This is a genomic window from Ochrobactrum sp. XJ1 (assembly GCF_024701725.1).
GTDB lineage: Bacteria > Pseudomonadota > Alphaproteobacteria > Rhizobiales > Rhizobiaceae > Brucella > Brucella anthropi.
Genome location: NZ_VDGD01000005.1, coordinates 372,424 through 390,721, shown reverse-complemented (window position 1 = coordinate 390,721; position 18,298 = coordinate 372,424). Strand labels below are relative to the sequence as shown.

Below are 18,298 nucleotides of genomic sequence, written 5' to 3'. Positions count from 1 at the left end.
ATCTGAATCAAACTGTCATTGTATTGAATCGCCTAGTTCTGAACTCACCTTGTAAAGCTCACCGGAGCTGAGTGATGATGAAGATACCTCCGGCTGTGGCTGTTCCAGCCCGGCTTGTTCCGCCTTTTCTGATCGCCCCTTTTGTCTCGCGCATTTTCTTTCAAGTAATGCGCGCGCATCCGGGCCTCTTCGAGCGTCTCGGAGACTATGCGACGAAGCGGTTCCGTTTTCGCCCGTCCGACATACCATTTGCTTTTGTGATCGAGCCGGATAAGCCGCGCATCACAATCGTGCGCGAGGACGAAGCGACGGAGGTCGACGCAGGCATCGAAGGACCACTGGTTATGCTGCTCGCGCTTCTCGAAGGTAAGCTTGATGGAGATGCGCTGTTCTTCTCCAGGGATATTACCGTGACGGGCGACATGGAGGCCATGCTGGCGCTTCGCAATGCGCTGGATGACTGCAATATAGACCTTCCATCCGACCTCGGCACAAGTGCAGGACCGTTTGCCCCGATGGTCCGCGGCATTGCAAACTACGTACGCAGCAAGGCCCTCGGCAAGGAAGCTACCGGATGGAACTGATTTGTCCTGCAGGAACGCCATCGGCCTTGCGTGAAGCAGTGGGTGCTGGAGCGGATGCGGTCTATTGCGGCTTTCGCGACGAAACGAATGCACGCAACTTTCCCGGCCTTAACTTCAGCCGTGACGAACTGCGCGATGCAATCCAGTTCGCCCATGCCCGCAAAACACAGGTTTTCGTTGCCATCAATACGTTCATGCGCGCAGGCGATGAGCACATTTGGTATCAAGCCGTAGACGATGCGTCCTCCCTTGGTGCAGACGCAGTCATTCTCGCCGATTTCGGGCTCATGGCCTATACTGCCGAGAAGCATCCAACACAGCGGCTCCACGTATCCGTACAGGCCTCAGCTTCCAACGCAGACGCGATTCAGTTTCTCGTCGATGCATTCAAGGCAAAGCGCGTCGTGTTGCCACGCGTACTGACCATCGCTGATATTGCGAAACTCGGCCGCAAGATCGGCTGCGAAATGGAAGTATTCGTATTCGGTGGACTATGCGTGATGGCAGAAGGACGATGCTCTCTGTCGTCCTACGCCACTGGCAGATCGCCCAACATGAACGGTGTTTGCTCACCGGCCAGCCACGTCCGCTACCGGCAAGACGGAGAGGAACTCGTCTCCGAACTCGGCGATTACACGATCAATCGTTTCCCTTTGGGCGAGCCCACCGGCTATCCGACACTCTGTAAAGGCCGGTTCAATATCGCAGACGATCAAGGTTATGCATTTGAAGATCCGGTTTCACTCGATGTCATGAATCATATCGATGAGTTGCGAGCGGCAGGCGTCTCAGCGCTCAAGATTGAGGGTCGCCAACGCGGCAAGGCTTATGTTGGTGAAGTCGTCTCCACACTGCGTCAGACACTCGCAGCAAGTCCCGAAAGCCGCGCCGCCCTTCTGTCCCGCCTCCGTCTGCTGAGCGAAGGCCAGCAAACGACTTCGGGCGCTTACGACAAACGCTGGAGATAGATATGTCAGCACCCAGCCTCAGCCTTGGTCCCGTTCTCTTCCTGTGGGACGGCCCAAAATGGCGGGATTTTTATTTTCGTATCGCCGATGAAGCCCCGATCGACCGCGTCACCGTCGGTGAAATCGTCTGCTCCAAACGGTTCCATTTCCTGACACCTTATATGGATGCTGTGATCGAGCGGCTGCAACGCGCAGGAAAAACGGTGAACGTCGGTTCGCTGGCGCTTGTCATGCTTGAACGGGAAGCAAAACAGGTTCGTCACACGATCAAGGAGGCGACACTACCGGTGGAGGCAAACGATCTGTCGGCACTGGGGCTGTTGTCCGGTGTGCCGCATATAGTCGGTCCACTGGTCAATGTTTATAATGCTGCGACTGCCAAGGTTCTTGCGGCCCGTGGTGCACAGTCTATCTGCCTGCCGCCAGAGTTATCAATCAGTTCAATCCGGGAGATCGTCAAAGCCGCGCCTGAGATTGCGTTTGAAGTATTCACGTTCGGACGAGTGCCGCTCGCCATTTCAGCTCGTTGTGCGCATGCGCGATCCAAGGGCCACATAAAGGACAACTGCCAATTTGTTTGCGGTGAAGAGCCCGACGGACTGCCAGTCAAGACCCTGGATAGCCAACCATTTCTGGCACTGAACGGTGTGCAGACGCTCTCTCATACCTGTCAGTCACTGATTGAGGACCTGCCTGAGCTGCAAGAAGCAGGGATCAGGCGTTTTAGACTGTCACCGCAGGACTGCGACATGGTGGAAGTAGCCCATATCCATGACGAGGTGCTAAACCGATCTATCAGCCCTGACGACGGCATTGCGCGCTTGAGAACTGTCTATCCGGGCGTCCCGCTCTCCAACGGGTTCTTGCATGGGAACATCGGGGCTGCATGGATCAGCCGTCAGCGGTCGGCGACTGCAAACTAGATCGAGACCGTTCTTACTTCTATCGGAAGAACTCTAGCTCTCGCCTTCGGCAATCGATTTCAGATGCCGGAGGTCGCGAACGAGCAACGATTGTCTGCCACCTTCCACCCAGCCCTTAGTCTGCCACTGGCTGATAATACGCGAAACCGTGTGCAAAGTTGTTCCGGTCAGTTCAGCGATATCCTGTCGCGAAACCGGAAAATCGATACGCACACCGCCACTTTCTTTTACCCCAGCTTCACGAACAAGTCTCAGCACTGCATGTGCCACGCGCGGTTCGACTTCTTGCGTTGATATCTCTCTGATGCGATTGTGCGCGGCATCCAGTCTGCGCCCAATCATCTGCATCGTATTCACAGCGAGTGCGGGGCTGCGCGCCATGAAATCAGTCATCATTTCCATCGGCCAGGCAAGGACGGAACTATCGACCGCGGCCAGAGGCGTACCGGGATAGTCTTTGCGCCCCAACGCTACCGCGAAGCCGAAAAGTTCTCCGGGATTGACGACCCGCACAATAATCTGCTGCCCATCGGCAGTAACTTGCATGACTTTCAACCGTCCATGCAACAACACAAAAAAGTGGCTTGCATCGTCACCTTGATTGAAGACGGCGGCTCCTTTCGGAACAGCGCGCCGAGTAGCCAGACCAAGAAACTGATCAAAACCCGCATCATCCATGCCGGCAAAGACCGACAGGGAGCGGATCTGTGTTTTATCAAGGGGGGTAGCCATCACATCCTCATTGCCAGACCGTCGTCTGGCAAAAACTTGGCGTCAATATCAGCGGGTTCGCTGGCATCGTTATCAAACCAACCCCGTAATGAAAACATCAATCACGCTTTCTGAAGGTCGAAGCGTCAATTGCAAGCTTTTGTAGGCGAGCGTAGAGACTGCGCCGCGGCAATTGCAGCAGAACTGCAGCACCCCCCACATCACCGTTGCAACGATCCAGCGTCGCGCGAATAACGCCGTCTTCAAAACGGTCCATCTGCTCCGACAGCGAAAGCGGACTGGGTTCCGTGATTGGATCGTGGCGCAATCCCAACACGACCTGCTTGGCATAATTGCGCAGTTCGCGGACATTTCCCGACCATTCGTCCGAGTTCAATCGTGCTTCCATGACTGCATCGATCGCAGGTCGCGATTGGCCGAATTGGACAGCTGCTTCATTAAGGAAATAAGAGAAAAGCAGACCGATATCCTTCCGCCGCTCGCGCAGAGGCGGAACACGGAGCCTGACCGTTTCAAGGCGATAAAACAAATCGGAACGAAAGCGACCGGAAGTCACAGCTTCCTCCAGATTACCTTTCGCAGCCGCTATGATCCTGAGATTGACCGCGCGAGGCTCTCCTGAAAGCGAAGGCAATTCACGCTCTTCGACAACACGGAGAAGCTTACCCTGAACGGTCAGTGACATGCTGTCAATTTCGTCGAGAAATAACGTGCCGCGATCCGCGTCGGCTATTCTCCCGCGCTGGATGCGACTGCCGAACAGAACCTCATCGGCAATGACGTCGGGCAAGGCGGCACAATCGATAGCAACAAAACTGCGGGCATGTCGTGCGCTCCAGCGGTGCAGGAGGCGAGCCACCAATTCTTTTCCGGTCCCGGTTTCGCCTTCTATCAACACATCGACATCGACACTGGCAAGCTGGCGGATCGTGTCACGCAATCGCACCATCACCGGAGTTTCACCAAGTAGAGGATAATCCTGCTCGGCATCTGCCGCAGCCCGGCGAAGGCGGCGATTTTCCAGCACCAGTCGGCGCATTTCCAGGGCGCGGCGAACGCTCGATATCAGATGATCAGCAGCAAATGGTTTGGCTATGAAATCGAAGGCGCCTTTCTTGAGCGAGGCCACAGCCATTCCAATGTCGCCATGTCCAGTCATCAAAATAACCGGCAGTTCCGGGTCACGCGTCAACAATGTTTCCATCACCGCATGTCCATCAACCCGCGGCATGCGGATATCGGTCACAACGATTCCCGGATAGTCAGGCGTCAAACTGGTCAAAGCGGACTGACCGTCACCGTGCACTTCAATATCAAGACCTGCGATTTCAAATGAATCGGCCAAGGCCGTACGAAATGCTGCATCGTCATCGACCAGCATCACGCGCAAAGGCTCACTTTCCGTCAAGGCCACCCTCCTCTTTCGCCCGCTTCAAGGTTGCCGCAAAAGCTGCACCGCCAAGCTGCGATGGAACGACGCGTAGCGTTCCTTCTAATTCGGTCATGAGGTCTCTCGCGATGCCCAGCCCCAGACCGAGGCCATCCGCTTTTCCTGTAACAAATGGGCCAAAAATCTCGTCAGCCAATTGGGGATCAATGCCGGGTCCGTTATCGTCCACGACAAGGGAAATCTGGTCGCCCTCGTCGCGGACGCTGAACGAAACACGTGGATTCTCGATGTTCACGACCGCATCCAATGCGTTCTGCAGCAAATTCACCAGCACCTGCTCTGATCGGACGCGGCAGGCAAGTATCACCACGTCGGAACGTTCCGGTATATCCAGTTGAACCTTGGCGTTGCGGAACCGGTCTCCCATCAGCAGCATTGTGCCATCCACAAGCTCATTCAGCGGGAGCGAGCGAACGACACCGCTGCGACGGCGCGCAAACCGGCGCATTTCCTGTGTGATAGAGCCTATGCGCGCTGTCAGTTCCACAGATGTATTGAGGTTTTGGGCGACCTTATCGAGCTTGCCATGTGCTAGATGATGCTGTGCGTTTTCGGTGAGCGTCCGAATGGTCGCGACGGGTTGGTTGATTTCATGCACCAGCCCTGCGGTGATCGATCCGAGGGAAGCAAGCCTGTTCGCCTGGGCGAGCTCTTCCCGCGCATCACGAAAGCGTTTGTCAGCCAGTTCACGTTCCGCCATTTCCGCGCTCAATGCGGCAGTGCGCTGTTCAACTGCAGTCTCGAGTTCGGCACGATAGGCTGCCGCACGCGCTGCGCGGCTCACTCGCCAGTAAACGGCACCGGCGATCATGACAAAAACGAGCATAACTGCCACCGTTATCAGGCGCGCAAGGTCGTTGGCAGCGCGTAGCGCCCGCCCCATAGGTTCGATATGAACCAGTTTCAGAGACGTTTCGGCAATCGGCTCGTCGACCGCAACTGAATATTGGCCGGACGGCCCGATCATCATCCCATCCGGCGCAAAACGATAATTGCTCGGCTTCATATCCGCAGCATTGAACTGTCCACTCTCGATAATCTTTGTGCGTTCTGTAGTTGATATAGTCTGAAAAGAGCGAAGGTCTTCGGCCTTATCAGTGGAGGCCAGTATGATCCCGCGAGGATCAACAACGAAGGTCTGGCCGGGGTCATTTGCCCATGTTTGCACCAGTCTGTGGAATTCAAATTTGATGACGACCACACCAACCGGATTAGCCTGATCACCGATGCGCCGCGCCAAAAAAAGGCCGAAACGCCCACTCAAATCACCTATGGCATAATATTCTGCCGAACCTCCTGCCATCGCGCCCTTGAAATAAGGCCGGAAATCGTAATTGCGTCCGACAAAGCTCTCCGGCGTATTAGCATTCGATGACGCAATAACAGTTCCGTCACGAGCGATCACATAGATGATTGGCGAACCGATCTGATGTGCAAGAAGTTCAAGCTTTTGGTTCAGACGAGTGGTCGCGTCCTCCGATCTGCCAGCAAGCACATCACGCAGATCGCTATACTCCTTCAAAACCACAGGCAACAACCGGAACTTTGCCAGTTCACTGTCTATCAGGCGGGTCTGTTGACGCGCTACAAGCGTCGCATTTTGCCGAAGTCCATCAAGCGCCTCGTTTTCCGCCCACAGCCGGGCGGAAAACCACACACCGATTGCCAGTAAGAAAGCGAGGGCAACCAAAAGGAATTTTGTAATCTTCGATGGCACCTTCATTTGTGCATATTTATGCAAATTCAAACGAATAGTCACGCAGAATCTTGCACAAGACCCGCACGAAAGTAAATCGAAATCTGCAGAAAATCATTTAATTTCAATATTTTAATCTTTTTAAATTCGCTCTCTGGTGATCATTGTTCAGCTACCGCATGTTAGCGCTACTTCGAAAAGGGAGTTTCGAAGGGAGGAGCTTAACCGTGAACCGCATCAATATAGCACCCGCATCGCAATCACTTCCAGAGCCGCTCTTATCGACCGGGTCACTGATATTGCGTGCTCGAAGCTGAAGCGGAGCGCGGAATGAGATTATTCACCAGCGCCAAGCAAGCCTTCTCTCACGAACCCAAGTGGAAGTGCAGAGAGACGAGTTGATGGCGACGGAAAAACACCCTGAAACCGTTTCGCTGATCCGGTTCCACAACAAGGGGTGAAATTCAAAAATCCAGAGATTGGAAGGAGCAACCCATGGTCTCAATTACAAGTGAACGGAGTGAAGTGCAAAGCACCAATAGCCGCCTGAAATCCATCATCGGTGGCTCGACCGGTAATCTGGTCGAATGGTTCGACTGGTATGTTTACGCAGCATTCGCGCTCTATTTTGCACCGCACTTCTTCCCGTCTGAAAGCCAGACCGCGCAGCTTATGAGTGCTGCCGCAGTCTTTGCAGTCGGCTTTGTCATGCGCCCCATCGGTGCGTGGATCATGGGTATTTACGCCGACCGCAAGGGTCGCAAGGCGGGTCTTGCACTGTCCGTGACGCTGATGTGTGCAGGTTCGCTCATCATCGCACTGACGCCCGATTACCAGACCATCGGCCTCGCAGCTCCGGCCCTTCTCGTGCTCGCACGTTTGATGCAGGGCCTGTCAGTCGGCGGCGAATATGGCGCTAGCGCCACCTATCTGTCGGAAATGGCGGGCAAGGATCGTCGCGGCTTCTTCTCCTCGTTCCAGTATGTCACGCTCATTTCAGGCCAGCTTCTCGCAATCTTGCTTTTGATTGTGCTTCAGTCGACCATGGAAACCCCGGCACTGGAGGCCTGGGGCTGGCGTATTCCGTTCTTCATCGGCGCACTGCTTGCCGTTGTAGTATTCTGGCTGCGTCGCGGCCTTGCGGAAACCGAAAGCTTCAAGAACGCCAAGACCAAAGACACTCCAAAGTCCGGTTTCTGGACGCTTATCAAGCATCATCCGAAGGAAACCGCTCTCGTCATGCTTCTGACTGCCGGCGGTACGCTCGCATTCTACGCTTACTCGATCTATATGCAGAAATTCCTAGTGAATACATCCGGCTTCAGCCGTGAAGTAGCGAGCCAGATCAATGCCGTGACCCTTTTCGTCTTCATGTGCCTGCAGCCCATCGCTGGCGCTTTGTCAGACAGGATTGGTCGTAAGCCATTGATGATCGCGTTCGGCGCCGCAGGTGTTCTTTTCACCTATCCGATTTTCACGACGCTGGAACAGACCCGCGACCCGATCACGGCTGGTCTGCTGGTCATGGGTGCGCTCATCATCGTCACCGGCTACACCTCCATCAACGCTGTGGTGAAGGCGGAACTTTTCCCGGCGCATATCCGTGCACTCGGCGTAGCCCTGCCCTACGCACTGGCCAACACTCTCTTCGGTGGTACTGCCGAATATGTTGCACTAAGCTTCAAGAATGGTGGCTGGGAACGCGGCTTCTACTGGTACGTCACCATCATGATCGGCATTTCCCTTATCGTTTATCTGCGTATGCGGGATACGAGCAAGGACAGCATGATCAAGGAAGACTGATACTGCCTCCCAAGCGACAAAATGCCGGACTTAACGTCCGGCATTTTTATTCCTCCTGTTGTACTGTCCGAAACCGCCCAGGGCTTTGCCCCATCCATTTATGGAAGGCGCGATAAAAGGCGCTCGGCTCACTGTAGCCAAGTTCGGCAGCCACCTCCGCCACGCTCAACCTGTTTTCCTGCAAAAGCCTTTCAGCAATAACGAACCGCAACTCATCCTTGATCGTGCCGAAGCTCTGCCCCTCCCCGCGCAGCCTGCGTCGCAAGGTCGGTACGGACATGCCAAGTCCCTTCGCGAGCTCTTCAAAAGAAGGCCAATCTGTGATTGGCAAAGCATTCAATTGTGCGCGTACCCTTGCGGAAAGATCATTATCATGACGATAGCGGATCAGAATATTGGCGGGAGCTTCTCGTAAAAAACTGTCCAGCGCTACATCGCTGCGAATGATCGGCAGTGATAGATAAGACGATGAAAAAACCAGTCGCGTCACCGGCTGGTCGAACAGGACCGGCGCTCCGAAGAACTTGTGATAGTCTTGACGGTGGACCGGTGCCGGACAAGCAAAGTCGAGCGTCCGCAACGGAATACGTCGCCCGATCAGCCAGCAGACCACACCCATCAGGATCAGCCAATAGGCACGATAAGCAAAGGCAGGTCTCGGGTGCCCGGCATCGGTCAGAACGACATGGGCCATGCCATCGCGGATCCGCAATTCGCCCCGCGGATCATCCAGCACTACATTGAGAAACTGCAAAGCCCGTCGCAAAGCCCGTTCCAGCGTGCCAGCATGCAGCACGGCATGACAAAGCAGATTGAAGCTGCCGGGGCGCATCGGCCTTGCAGCCAGCCCAAAGAATTCGTCGTTGATCGTTTCGGCAATCAGCCACCACAAACGACCATATTCCACATTAGTGACGGGTTCTGTCACTGTCTCCGGCAGGCCAATCTTCGCCATCAGGGCAGCCGTATCCATGCCCCGGACACGCACGCTTTCGAGCGCATCCTCGACAAAGCCCGGTGCAATATTATGGCGTTCCATGGCTTCTCTATGTTGCAAAATCGATCACACATTAATGCATCTAATGTCATTGTTTGCAATGCGTGACGCGTTAACCTTTAGGCATGGTTGGCCACGAGGAGGTGGCGGTCAGGGAGGTTATACTGGATGACTGAAACGTCCGTTTCAGCGCGATTGATGCGTTATGATGATGCCGTCGCGCAATTTCGCATCGAAGATGCCATTGCAAAGCTTCACGGCAATCCTGAAACAGGCATGAATGCCTGTATTGAATGCTGCGACCGGCATACGGGTGATAATCGCGTAGCCCTGCGCGCGATTGCAGCCAATGGCGAACTTTCCGAATTTACCTTCGAGAACCTGCGCGATATGGCCGCTCGTGTCGGCAATGTACTGAAAGATGCAGGTGTCGGCGCTGGTGACGTGGTCGCCGGCCTGTTGCCGCGCACACCAGAACTCATTGCAACCATTCTCGGCGCATGGCGTATCGGCGCTATTTATCAGCCGCTTTTCACCGCTTTCGGCCCAAAAGCAATCGAACACCGCCTGAAAACCAGCGGCGCAAAACTGGTCGTCACCAACACGGCTAACCGCTCCAAGCTGACAGAAGTTGAAAACTGCTCCAAAGTCGCAATCGTGCTGGCACCCGGCGAAGACTTACCAGCCGGCGACATCGATTTTCGCGCGGCAGCGGCTTCTGCTTCAGTTGACTGCGCGCCGGTGCTTCGCAAGGGCAGCGATCTGTTCATGATGATGTCGACTTCCGGCACCGCTGGCCTGCCCAAAGGCGTACCGGTCCCGCTTTATGCGCTATCGGCGTTCGGTGCCTATATGCGCGAAGCCATCGGCCTGCGTTCCGACGATATCTTCTGGAACATTGCCGATCCGGGCTGGGCCTATGGCCTTTACTATGCTGTGACTGGTCCGTTGCAGCTTGGCATGGCAACCACGCTTTACGAAGGTGGTTTCACCGCCGAAAGCACCTACGACATTATCGAGCGTCTTGGCGTCACCAGCCTTGCCGGTTCGCCGACTGCCTTCCGTCTGTTAATGGCCGAGGGACCGGAAGCTGCGAAACGTGTCAAAGGTCGCCTGCGTGTGGTGTCGAGTGCCGGAGAACCGCTTAACCCGGAAGTCATTCGCTGGTTCGACGCATATCTTGGCGCACCGATTTACGATCATTACGGCCAGACCGAACTCGGCATGGTGGTGAATAATCATCACGGCCTTGAACATTCCGTTCGACACGGTTCGGCTGGCTATGCAATGCCCGGCTATCGCATCGCCGTTCTGGATGAACAGAGCAATGAGCTCGGTCCTAATCAGCCCGGCATTCTTGCTGTCGATATTGCAAAATCGCCGCTTCTCTGGTTTTCCGGCTATTACAAGCAGGAAACACCAGCCATTGCGGACGGTTACTATCGCACCGGAGATACAGTGGAATTCGAGCCGGATGGTTCGATCAGCTTCATAGGCCGTGCCGATGACGTTATAACATCATCAGGTTATCGCATTGGACCCTTCGATGTCGAAAGCGCCCTTCTTGAACACGCAGCCGTCAACGAAGCAGCGGTCGTCGGCGTACCTGACCCGCAACGAACGGAAATTGTGAAGGCATTCGTTATTCTTGCACCCGGTTTCGAAGGTACGCATGAACTGAAGGATGAGCTGGCGTTGCACGTGAAGAAGCGGCTCTCCGCCCATTCCTATCCGCGCGAAATCGATTTCGTGAACGAGCTTCCCAAGACACCAAGCGGAAAAATCCAACGGTTCCTCCTGCGCAAGGCGGAAATCGACAAACAGCAACAGACGAAGGCCTGAGGACAAGATTATGCAGATTAAGGATCGGGTATTTCTGATTACTGGCGCAAGCTCTGGCCTCGGTGCAGCAGTTGCGAAAATGGCCGTCAATGCCGGTGGCAAAGTCATGCTTCTCGATGTAAATGCGGAAGCTGGCGAAGCGCAGGCCAAGACGCTTGGTTCGGCGGCGAACTTTCATCGCACCGACGTCACCAGCGATGCGGATGGCAAGGCTGCCATCGCGGCTGCGCTTGAGGCTTTCGGGCACGTCGATATACTCATCAATTGTGCGGGTGTGGCACCGGGCGAAAAAGTTCTCGGTCGCGACGGCGCACATAAGCTGGAAAGCTTCACGCGCGCAATTTCGATCAATCTGATTGGCACATTCAACATGCTGCGCCTTGCTGCCGAAGCTATGGCAAAGAACGAGCCCGGTGAAGGCGGAGAACGTGGCGTCATCATCAACACGGCGTCGGTTGCAGCCTTTGACGGCCAGATTGGGCAAGCTGCCTATTCCGCTTCCAAGGGCGGCGTTGCTGCCATGACCTTGCCTGTGGCGCGCGAGCTTGCGCGATATGGCATCCGCGTCATGACCATTGCGCCTGGAATTTTCGCCACGCCGATGATGGCGGGCATGCCGCAGGAAGTGCAGGATGCCCTCGGCGCTTCCGTGCCTTTCCCGCCTCGCCTCGGTCGCCCGGACGAATATGCGGCTCTTGCCCGCCACATCGTGGAAAACCAGATGCTCAACGGTGAAGTCATCCGTCTGGATGGCGCACTTCGCATGGCAGCAAAGTAACGAGGAACAATCATGTCCAACAGCGATCCTATTGTCATTGTCGGTGCTTCGCGTACTCCCATGGGCGGCTTTCAGGGCGATTTTGCCAACGCCCAGGCGACCGATCTTGGTGCCGCCGCCATTCGCGGCGCACTTGCGGGCGCGGGTCTTGCACCAGAAGCAGTAGAGGATGTCTATATGGGCTGCGTCCTGCCTGCGGGTCAGGGACAGGCTCCGGCGCGTCAGGCTTCGATCAAGGCCGGGATACCTGTTTCCACCGGCGCAACGACGGTCAACAAGATGTGCGGCTCAGGCATGAAGGCAACCATGCTGGCGCACGATCTGCTGCTGGCAGGTTCTGCCGATGTCATCGTGTCCGGCGGCATGGAGAGCATGACGAACTCCCCCTATCTGCTGCCAAAGGCACGTGGTGGGTATCGTATGGGACACGGCCAGATTATCGACCATATGTTCCTCGATGGGCTTGAAGATGCCTATGACAAAGGTCGTCTGATGGGCACCTTTGCCGAAGACTGCGCGGAAGCCTACCAGTTTACTCGCGAAGCTCAGGATGAGTTCGCCATTGCCTCTCTGACACGTGCGCAGAATGCTATCACGAACGGCCTTTTCGCCGCCGAAATTACCCCCGTTTCAGTGAAAGCTGGACGTAGTGAAGTTGAAATTTCCATTGATGAGCAGCCCGGCAAGGCGAAACTGGACAAAATTCCCACCCTTCGCCCGGCATTTCGTGACGCCGGCACCGTGACGGCTGCCAACTCCTCCTCGATTTCGGACGGGGCGGCAGCCCTTGTCCTCATGCGCGCTTCCGAAGCGGAAAAGCGCGGCCTCACCCCACGTGCGGTTCTGGTCGGCCATGCGACCCATGCCGACAAGCCGAATCTCTACCCGACCGCCCCGATCGGCGCCATAAACAAGCTTTCAGCGAAAATCGGCTGGAACCTGAAAGATGTCGATCTCTTTGAGATCAATGAAGCTTTTGCGGTGGTAACCATGGCGGCCATGCGTGATCTTGATCTACCGCACGACAAAGTCAACATTCATGGTGGCGCTTGCGCCCTTGGCCATCCCATCGGCGCGTCAGGGGCGCGCATACTTGTCACCCTGCTTTCAGCCCTTGAAACCCATGGTCTGAAGCGCGGTGTTGCTGGCATCTGTCTGGGCGGTGGCGAAGCGACTGCGGTTGGTATCGAGAGGATCGTCTGATGCTCTTGAGCGATACGCAGGAGCAGATTCGCGATGCCGCCCGGCAGTTCGTGCAGGAACGGCTCGCGCCGGGTGCCGCCGCACGTGACAGGGAGCACGCTTTTCCACGCGCGGAGCTCGCCGAAATGGGCGAGCTTGGTTTTCTCGGAATGTTGGTGCCGGAAGAATGGGGTGGTTCCAATCTCGGTACGGTTGCCTACGCTCTGGCGCTGGAAGAGATTGCTGCGGGCGATGGGGCATGTTCGACCATCGTTTCGGTCCATTCATCCGTCGGCTGCGTTCCGATCCTGCGTTTCGGCACCGAAGAACAGAAAAAGCGTTTTTTGCCCAAGATGGCAGCCGGTGAATGGATCGGCGGGTTCGCGTTGACCGAACCACAGGCCGGCTCGGATGCGTCTGCGCTTAAAACCCGTGCACGCCGCGACGGCGATCATTACGTGATCGACGGTTCCAAGCAGTTCATCACATCGGGCAAGAATGGCAGCGTGGTGATCGCTTTTGCCATCACCGATCCATCGGCAGGCAAGAAAGGCATTTCGGCTTTCATCGTGCCGACCGATACTCCGGGCTACGAAGTTGTTTCCGTGGAACACAAGCTCGGCCAGCATTCGTCGGATACCTGTGCGCTCGCTTTCACCAACATGCGCATCCCAGTAGAGAACCGACTGGGCGATGAGGGCCAGGGCTACAAAATCGCGCTTGCCAATCTGGAAGGCGGACGCATCGGCATTGCGGCACAATCAGTCGGTATGGCTCGCGCAGCGTTCGAAGCTGCATGCGCTTACGCCAAAGAGCGCATTACATTCGGTAAGCCGATTATCGAGCATCAGGCCGTCGCTTTCAGACTCGCCGACATGGCAACGAAGATTGAGACAGCCCGTCAGATGGTTCTCCATGCAGCTGCGCTGCGCGAGGCGGGCAAACCCTGCTTGACCGAAGCATCAATGGCCAAACTCGTCGCCTCCGAAATGGCAGAACAGGTCTGCTCCGCCGCGATCCAGATTCATGGCGGCTACGGTTACCTTGCTGATTATCCGGTTGAGCGCATTTATCGCGATGTTCGCGTGTGCCAGATTTACGAAGGCACCAGCGACGTACAGCGTCTCGTTATAGCGCGAGGATTGTGACGGTCACCTGCGATAGTGTTTGCAAGTCACAGTGAAAATCGGCCAAAAGATCGTGTGCGGATACGAGGTCTATCCGCGTGCAGAATGTGAGGTCCGATGACTGTTCGCCCGATTGTATGCTATCCGGATAAACGACTGCGCGCTATTGCCGAGCCGATCACCCTGTTCGACAGCGCTTTGCAGGAATTAGGCACCGATCTTCTCGATACAATGCGCGCAGCACCGGGCATCGGTATCACCGCGCCACATGTCGGCATATCGAAACGTTTGGTGGTTTTAGAACTACCGACCGAGCCAAGCCCGAAATTCTATGTGAATCCGGAAATAGTCTGGGCTTCGGACGAAAAAATCCATCATCAGGAAGGTAGCGTTTCGATGCCGGGCGTAGTCGACGACGTCGAGCGCCACGCCCGCATCAAAATTCGCCATCAAGACCTGAGTGGCACCGAGCAAACCGAGGAATCGGAAGGCTTGCTCGCCGTTTGCCATCAGCACGAAATAGACCAGCTCGACGGTATTTTCTGGATTCAGCGCCTCTCGCGATTGCGTCGAGACCGCCTCATCAAACGTTTTGAGAAATCGCAGCGCCAGAGATAGTTGGCGCTGCGAAATACACTCAATAGAGCAGACGGGCCCGGATCGTGCCGGGAATTTCGCGAATGGCTTGCAGAACCGTTTCGCTGGCCTCACCGACGCCGTCTGCTTCCATCACAAGATAACCCACTTCGCCATCGGTTTGCAGAAACTGACTGGCGATGTTGATGTTATGCGTCGAGAAAACATTCACGAGGCTGTTGAGGATGCCCGGGCGGTTTTCATGCACGTGCATGAAGCGCGTACCTGTGGGACGCGGCGGCAGTTGGACTTGCGGGAAGTTGACAGCGCCCAGCGTGGAACCGACATCAGAATATTCGACCAGTTTTCTGGTGACTTCCAAACCGATACGTTCCTGCGCTTCTTCTGTCGATCCGCCGATGTGCGGTGTGAGAATGACGTTCTCCAGCCCCTGAATCGGGGAGACAAACCTGTCGTTGTTGGAGGCTGGTTCAACCGGGAACACGTCAATGGCAGCGCCTGCAAGGTGACCTTCCTGCAGAACCTTCGCCAGAGCCTCCAGATCAACAACCGTACCGCGCGCATTGTTGATGAGAAAGGCTTCCTTCTTCATCTTGCGCAGTTTCGCTTCGGTAATCAGCTTCGAAGTCGACTTGTTGGACGGCACGTGCAGGCTGACGACATCCGAAATCTTCAGCAGCTCATCGAGGCTCGCAGCCGGTTTGACATTACCATATTGCAGCTTGTCGGAAGTATCGAAGTAGCGCACCGTCATGCCGAGGCTTTCGGCCAGATTGCCGACCTGCGAACCGATATTGCCATAACCGATGATACCAAGCGTCTTGCCGCGCACTTCGCGGCTGCCGTTTGCCGTTTTGTCCCAACCGCCTGCATGTGCGGAGACGGAGCGTGGGAAAATCCGGCGCATCAGCATGATGATTTCGCCAATCACCAGTTCTGCGACCGAACGGGTATTCGAAAATGGTGCGTTGAAGACCGGAATGCCGCGCTTGCGGGCAGCTTTCAATTCAACCTGATTAGTTCCAACCGAGAAGCAACCCACTGCAATCAGGCGGTTAGCCGCGGCAAAAATCTCTTCAGTCAGCTGCGTCCGCGAACGAATTCCGACGATATGCGCAGACGAAATCGCTTCAATCAGATCGGCTTTATCCAGCGCCTTCGGCAGATGCGTGACATTGGTGTAACCGGAAGCTTTGAAGTAATCGACGGCCGTTTGATTGATGCCCTCCAGTAGAAGAACATTGATGCGGTCGCGTGCGAGAGAGAGACGTTCAGTCATTTTGGGGATTTCCAAGCTGTAACAGCAGATAGTCGGTTTACGACATGAATGAACGCACAGCCGTCGTCAACAGGATGGACTGAAAGATTTCACCCCGATTGCAGATTCATGAAGAAAGTGAACGGAGCAGTGTCTTTTCAGAAACCTGGGCGGACCTATCTGAATATCATGGCACATTACGAAAGCTTGCATTTGACTCGTCCGCCAGCCGAGCCAAAGATGCCCTTAATGATAGCAACCAGAGGAATGCTCCCGATGAGTGAAACGATCACCCTAGATACGCATGAAGCCATTCGGGACTGGGTGGCCGCTCGCAATGGAAACCCGGCTTTTGTCAGCACTTCCATAGACCCCGATGCAGTGCCCGTTTTGCGAATTGTTTTCGAACCGGAATTCGTCGCCGATGTCGAACGACCCTTGGATGCTGGCGGTCTTGAAGTCGTGGAATGGGAAGATTGGTTTCGCGTGTTCGATCAGGAAAAACTGGTCATGCTGGTAGCCCACTCAAAGCCGGGAAAACTTGATAATTTCTACCAGATCCTCCCGTCCTGATTGCTATTTAGACAATCATTTAATGCCTGTCAGGTGGGCCGGCTTCGAACCAGCCCGCCTGATTGACAATTCAGCTTTTCAGTTTCTTGCCGACGATTTCTGCGACCAGAGCCAGTGAAATGGCGCCTGCGTCGGGATGGCCAATGCTCTTTTCTGCCAACGGTCTTGCCCGACCGAGTTTCGGAGTAAGCGGAGCTGTCGCTTCCGCAGCCACCTTGGCGACTTCAGCGGCTTGTTTCCATGCATCAGCAAGTGGTTTTCCCGATGCAAATGCGTTTTCGAGCGTTTCCACGAAAGGCACAAATGCATCCACCAATGTCTTGTCGCCGGGTTTCGCGCGGCCGAGGGTTGTTACGGCATCAAGCGCGCGCCTGCCACCGCGAACGACTGCACCATCATCAATGTTGCCATTATCGGAGAGCTCCGCGCTCCACGAGCGCAACAGAAGCCCCCACAGAGCTCCGGAGGTCCCTCCGGCCCGATCTGCCCAGGCATCGCCTGCAACAGCCAATACGCTTGCGGTCCCGGCCCCAGCCTTGACGGCCTGATCAGCTGCATCTTTTGCAGCTGCAGAGCCACGTCGCATGCCCTGACCGTGATCACCGTCGCCGGCGAAGGCATCGATGCGGCCCAGTTCTTCTTCAGCCTCGACCAACACGTCTGCGACGGCGTGCAAAATTCCCTGAATGCAAACGCCACCGGCACGCCCGGCTTCATCCGCCTTAGCAAAATCGGGGGCTGCATCCTCGTTGGCAATGACATTGTTCGCAGGCTCGACTGCGATCGCTTCGCCGCGACGTAGAACCGGAGTATCGCAAGCTGCGGTCCAGTAGCGCTCGAGTTCGTCATCGAGCCAAAGAAGGGTCAGTGAACAGCCCTGCATATCAAGGCTGGTGACAAATTCACCCGCTTCCGGTGCTACAGTATCGAGACCGGCTTTTTCCAGCAGCGATGCGATCGCCGTCCACAGGACAAACAGTTCTTCGTATTTGGTCGCACCGAGGCCATTCAGGATAACGCCAACTTTTTGCGTTCCTTTTGGACGTTCCGCCAGAAGTTTTTCCACCAGCAGGCTTGCCAGACCGGAGGCAGGCAGGATCGCCTCCTCCTTGATCCCCGGTTCGCCGTGAATGCCGAGACCAAGCGCCATCTGGCCTTCCGGTACCGTAAAGAGCGGGTGCGGTGCGCCCGGCAAGGTGCAGCCTTTGAAGGCAACGCCAAAGGAGACAGTGTTCGCGTTCGCGTGGCGTGACAGCCGTTCGACTTCGTCCAGTGACAGACCGGCTTCGGCAGCGGCACCCGCGATTTTGAACACAACCAGATCTCCGGCAATGCCGCGCCGCTTCTCATGCATATCAGCCGGAGCGCTAGCCACATCGTCGGTTACGGGTACGATACGGACATCAATACCTTCGGCACGCAAGCGTTCGGCAGCAACGCCGAAATTAAGAACGTCTCCGGCGTAATTGCCGAATCCCAGCAGAATACCGCCGCCCTTGTGCGCCTGTCGGCAGACGCGCGCCACTGCCGCAGTGGAAGGCGAAGCAAATACGTCACCAGCAACTGCTGCATCCGCCAAGCCCGGCCCGACGTAACCAGCAAATGCCGGGTAATGACCCGAGCCACCTCCGACAACCACAGCAACTTTACCTTGAGGCACCTTTGTGGAACGAACAACGCCGCCACGCACGTGGCGAACATAGCGGTTATAGATACTGGCAAACCCGGCAAGAGCGGTCGAGGCAAACTCCTCCGGCGCGTCGAAAATCGTCGTCATTGAAACAGTCC

Annotated in this window: 16 protein-coding genes; 10 read left to right on the top strand and 6 right to left on the bottom strand. The window is 55.8% G+C overall.

Annotated elements, in window-relative coordinates; translation table 11 throughout:
- Positions 1–74 precede the first annotated feature (74 nt).
- From ubiT to FG152_RS11530, 3 genes are read left to right on the top strand one after another with little or no spacing between them, the layout of a single operon-like run.
- Positions 75–584 carry a ubiquinone anaerobic biosynthesis accessory factor UbiT gene (gene ubiT, locus FG152_RS11540; RefSeq protein WP_010661749.1) on the top strand — a complete coding sequence of 170 codons (510 nt, stop codon included), beginning with the start codon at positions 75–77 and terminating at the stop codon, positions 582–584.
- Positions 575–1,552 carry a ubiquinone anaerobic biosynthesis protein UbiU gene (gene ubiU, locus FG152_RS11535; RefSeq protein ID WP_010661748.1) on the top strand — a complete coding sequence of 326 codons (978 nt, stop codon included), beginning with the start codon at positions 575–577 and terminating at the stop codon, positions 1,550–1,552. Before ubiT ends, ubiU begins: the two co-directional genes overlap by 10 nt.
- Before the next feature lie 2 nt (positions 1,553–1,554).
- On the top strand, positions 1,555–2,475 hold the full coding sequence (locus tag FG152_RS11530; RefSeq protein ID WP_010661747.1) for a U32 family peptidase: 921 nt from the start codon (positions 1,555–1,557) through the stop codon (positions 2,473–2,475).
- Between the two features lie 33 nt (positions 2,476–2,508).
- Here the strand turns inward: FG152_RS11530 and FG152_RS11525 are convergent, their stop codons facing one another.
- The 3 genes from FG152_RS11525 to FG152_RS11515 form a co-directional block, all read right to left on the bottom strand.
- Positions 2,509–3,207: a Crp/Fnr family transcriptional regulator gene (locus FG152_RS11525; protein ID WP_010661746.1), complete on the bottom strand. Its 699-nt coding sequence runs from the start codon at positions 3,205–3,207 to the stop codon at positions 2,509–2,511.
- Positions 3,208–3,304: 97 nt separating this feature from the next.
- A complete protein-coding gene (locus tag FG152_RS11520) occupies positions 3,305–4,615 on the bottom strand; it encodes a sigma-54-dependent transcriptional regulator (RefSeq protein WP_029376325.1) in 1,311 nt (436 codons plus the stop codon).
- Positions 4,602–6,380, bottom strand: a complete 1,779-nt coding sequence (locus FG152_RS11515; protein WP_010661744.1) for a sensor histidine kinase — start codon at positions 6,378–6,380, stop codon at positions 4,602–4,604. Before FG152_RS11515 ends, FG152_RS11520 begins: the two co-directional genes overlap by 14 nt.
- A 468-nt stretch (positions 6,381–6,848) precedes the next feature.
- Between FG152_RS11515 and FG152_RS11510 the strand changes: the two genes are divergently transcribed.
- Positions 6,849–8,156 carry an MFS transporter gene (locus FG152_RS11510; RefSeq protein ID WP_010661743.1) on the top strand — a complete coding sequence of 436 codons (1,308 nt, stop codon included), beginning with the start codon at positions 6,849–6,851 and terminating at the stop codon, positions 8,154–8,156.
- Positions 8,157–8,202: 46 nt separating this feature from the next.
- Here the strand turns inward: FG152_RS11510 and FG152_RS11505 are convergent, their stop codons facing one another.
- On the bottom strand, positions 8,203–9,195 hold the full coding sequence (locus FG152_RS11505; RefSeq protein WP_010661742.1) for an AraC family transcriptional regulator: 993 nt from the start codon (positions 9,193–9,195) through the stop codon (positions 8,203–8,205).
- A gap of 126 nt (positions 9,196–9,321) precedes the next feature.
- Here FG152_RS11505 and FG152_RS11500 point away from each other — a divergent pair, with 126 nt between their 5' ends.
- The 5 genes from FG152_RS11500 (at position 9,322) to FG152_RS11480 (ending at position 14,700) form a co-directional block, all read left to right on the top strand.
- Positions 9,322–10,995: an acyl-CoA synthetase gene (locus FG152_RS11500; protein ID WP_010661741.1), complete on the top strand. Its 1,674-nt coding sequence runs from the start codon at positions 9,322–9,324 to the stop codon at positions 10,993–10,995.
- 10 nt (positions 10,996–11,005) lie between these two features.
- Positions 11,006–11,773, top strand: coding sequence for a 3-hydroxyacyl-CoA dehydrogenase (locus FG152_RS11495; RefSeq protein WP_010661740.1), 768 nt, complete (start codon positions 11,006–11,008; stop codon positions 11,771–11,773).
- Between the two features lie 12 nt (positions 11,774–11,785).
- Positions 11,786–12,976 (top strand): acetyl-CoA C-acyltransferase, encoded by a 1,191-nt coding sequence (locus FG152_RS11490; RefSeq protein ID WP_010661739.1) that lies wholly within the window; start codon positions 11,786–11,788, stop codon positions 12,974–12,976.
- Positions 12,976–14,103 carry an acyl-CoA dehydrogenase family protein gene (locus FG152_RS11485; RefSeq protein ID WP_010661738.1) on the top strand — a complete coding sequence of 376 codons (1,128 nt, stop codon included), beginning with the start codon at positions 12,976–12,978 and terminating at the stop codon, positions 14,101–14,103. Before FG152_RS11490 ends, FG152_RS11485 begins: the two co-directional genes overlap by 1 nt.
- A 96-nt stretch (positions 14,104–14,199) precedes the next feature.
- Positions 14,200–14,700, top strand: a complete 501-nt coding sequence (locus FG152_RS11480; protein ID WP_010661737.1) for a peptide deformylase — start codon at positions 14,200–14,202, stop codon at positions 14,698–14,700.
- Positions 14,701–14,719: 19 nt separating this feature from the next.
- On the opposite strand, the gene serA is transcribed toward FG152_RS11480, so the two are convergent.
- Positions 14,720–15,958, bottom strand: coding sequence for a phosphoglycerate dehydrogenase (gene serA / locus FG152_RS11475; RefSeq protein ID WP_010661736.1), 1,239 nt, complete (start codon positions 15,956–15,958; stop codon positions 14,720–14,722).
- Positions 15,959–16,213: 255 nt separating this feature from the next.
- Here serA and FG152_RS11470 point away from each other — a divergent pair, with 255 nt between their 5' ends.
- A complete protein-coding gene (locus tag FG152_RS11470; protein ID WP_010661735.1) occupies positions 16,214–16,510 on the top strand; it encodes a hypothetical protein in 297 nt (98 codons plus the stop codon).
- A 70-nt stretch (positions 16,511–16,580) separates the two neighbouring features.
- On the opposite strand, the gene FG152_RS11465 is transcribed toward FG152_RS11470, so the two are convergent.
- The gene (locus FG152_RS11465) at positions 16,581–18,287 is read right to left on the bottom strand and encodes a dihydroxyacetone kinase family protein (protein WP_010661734.1); all 1,707 of its coding nucleotides are present in this window, start codon (positions 18,285–18,287) and stop codon (positions 16,581–16,583) included.
- Positions 18,288–18,298 lie beyond the last annotated feature (11 nt).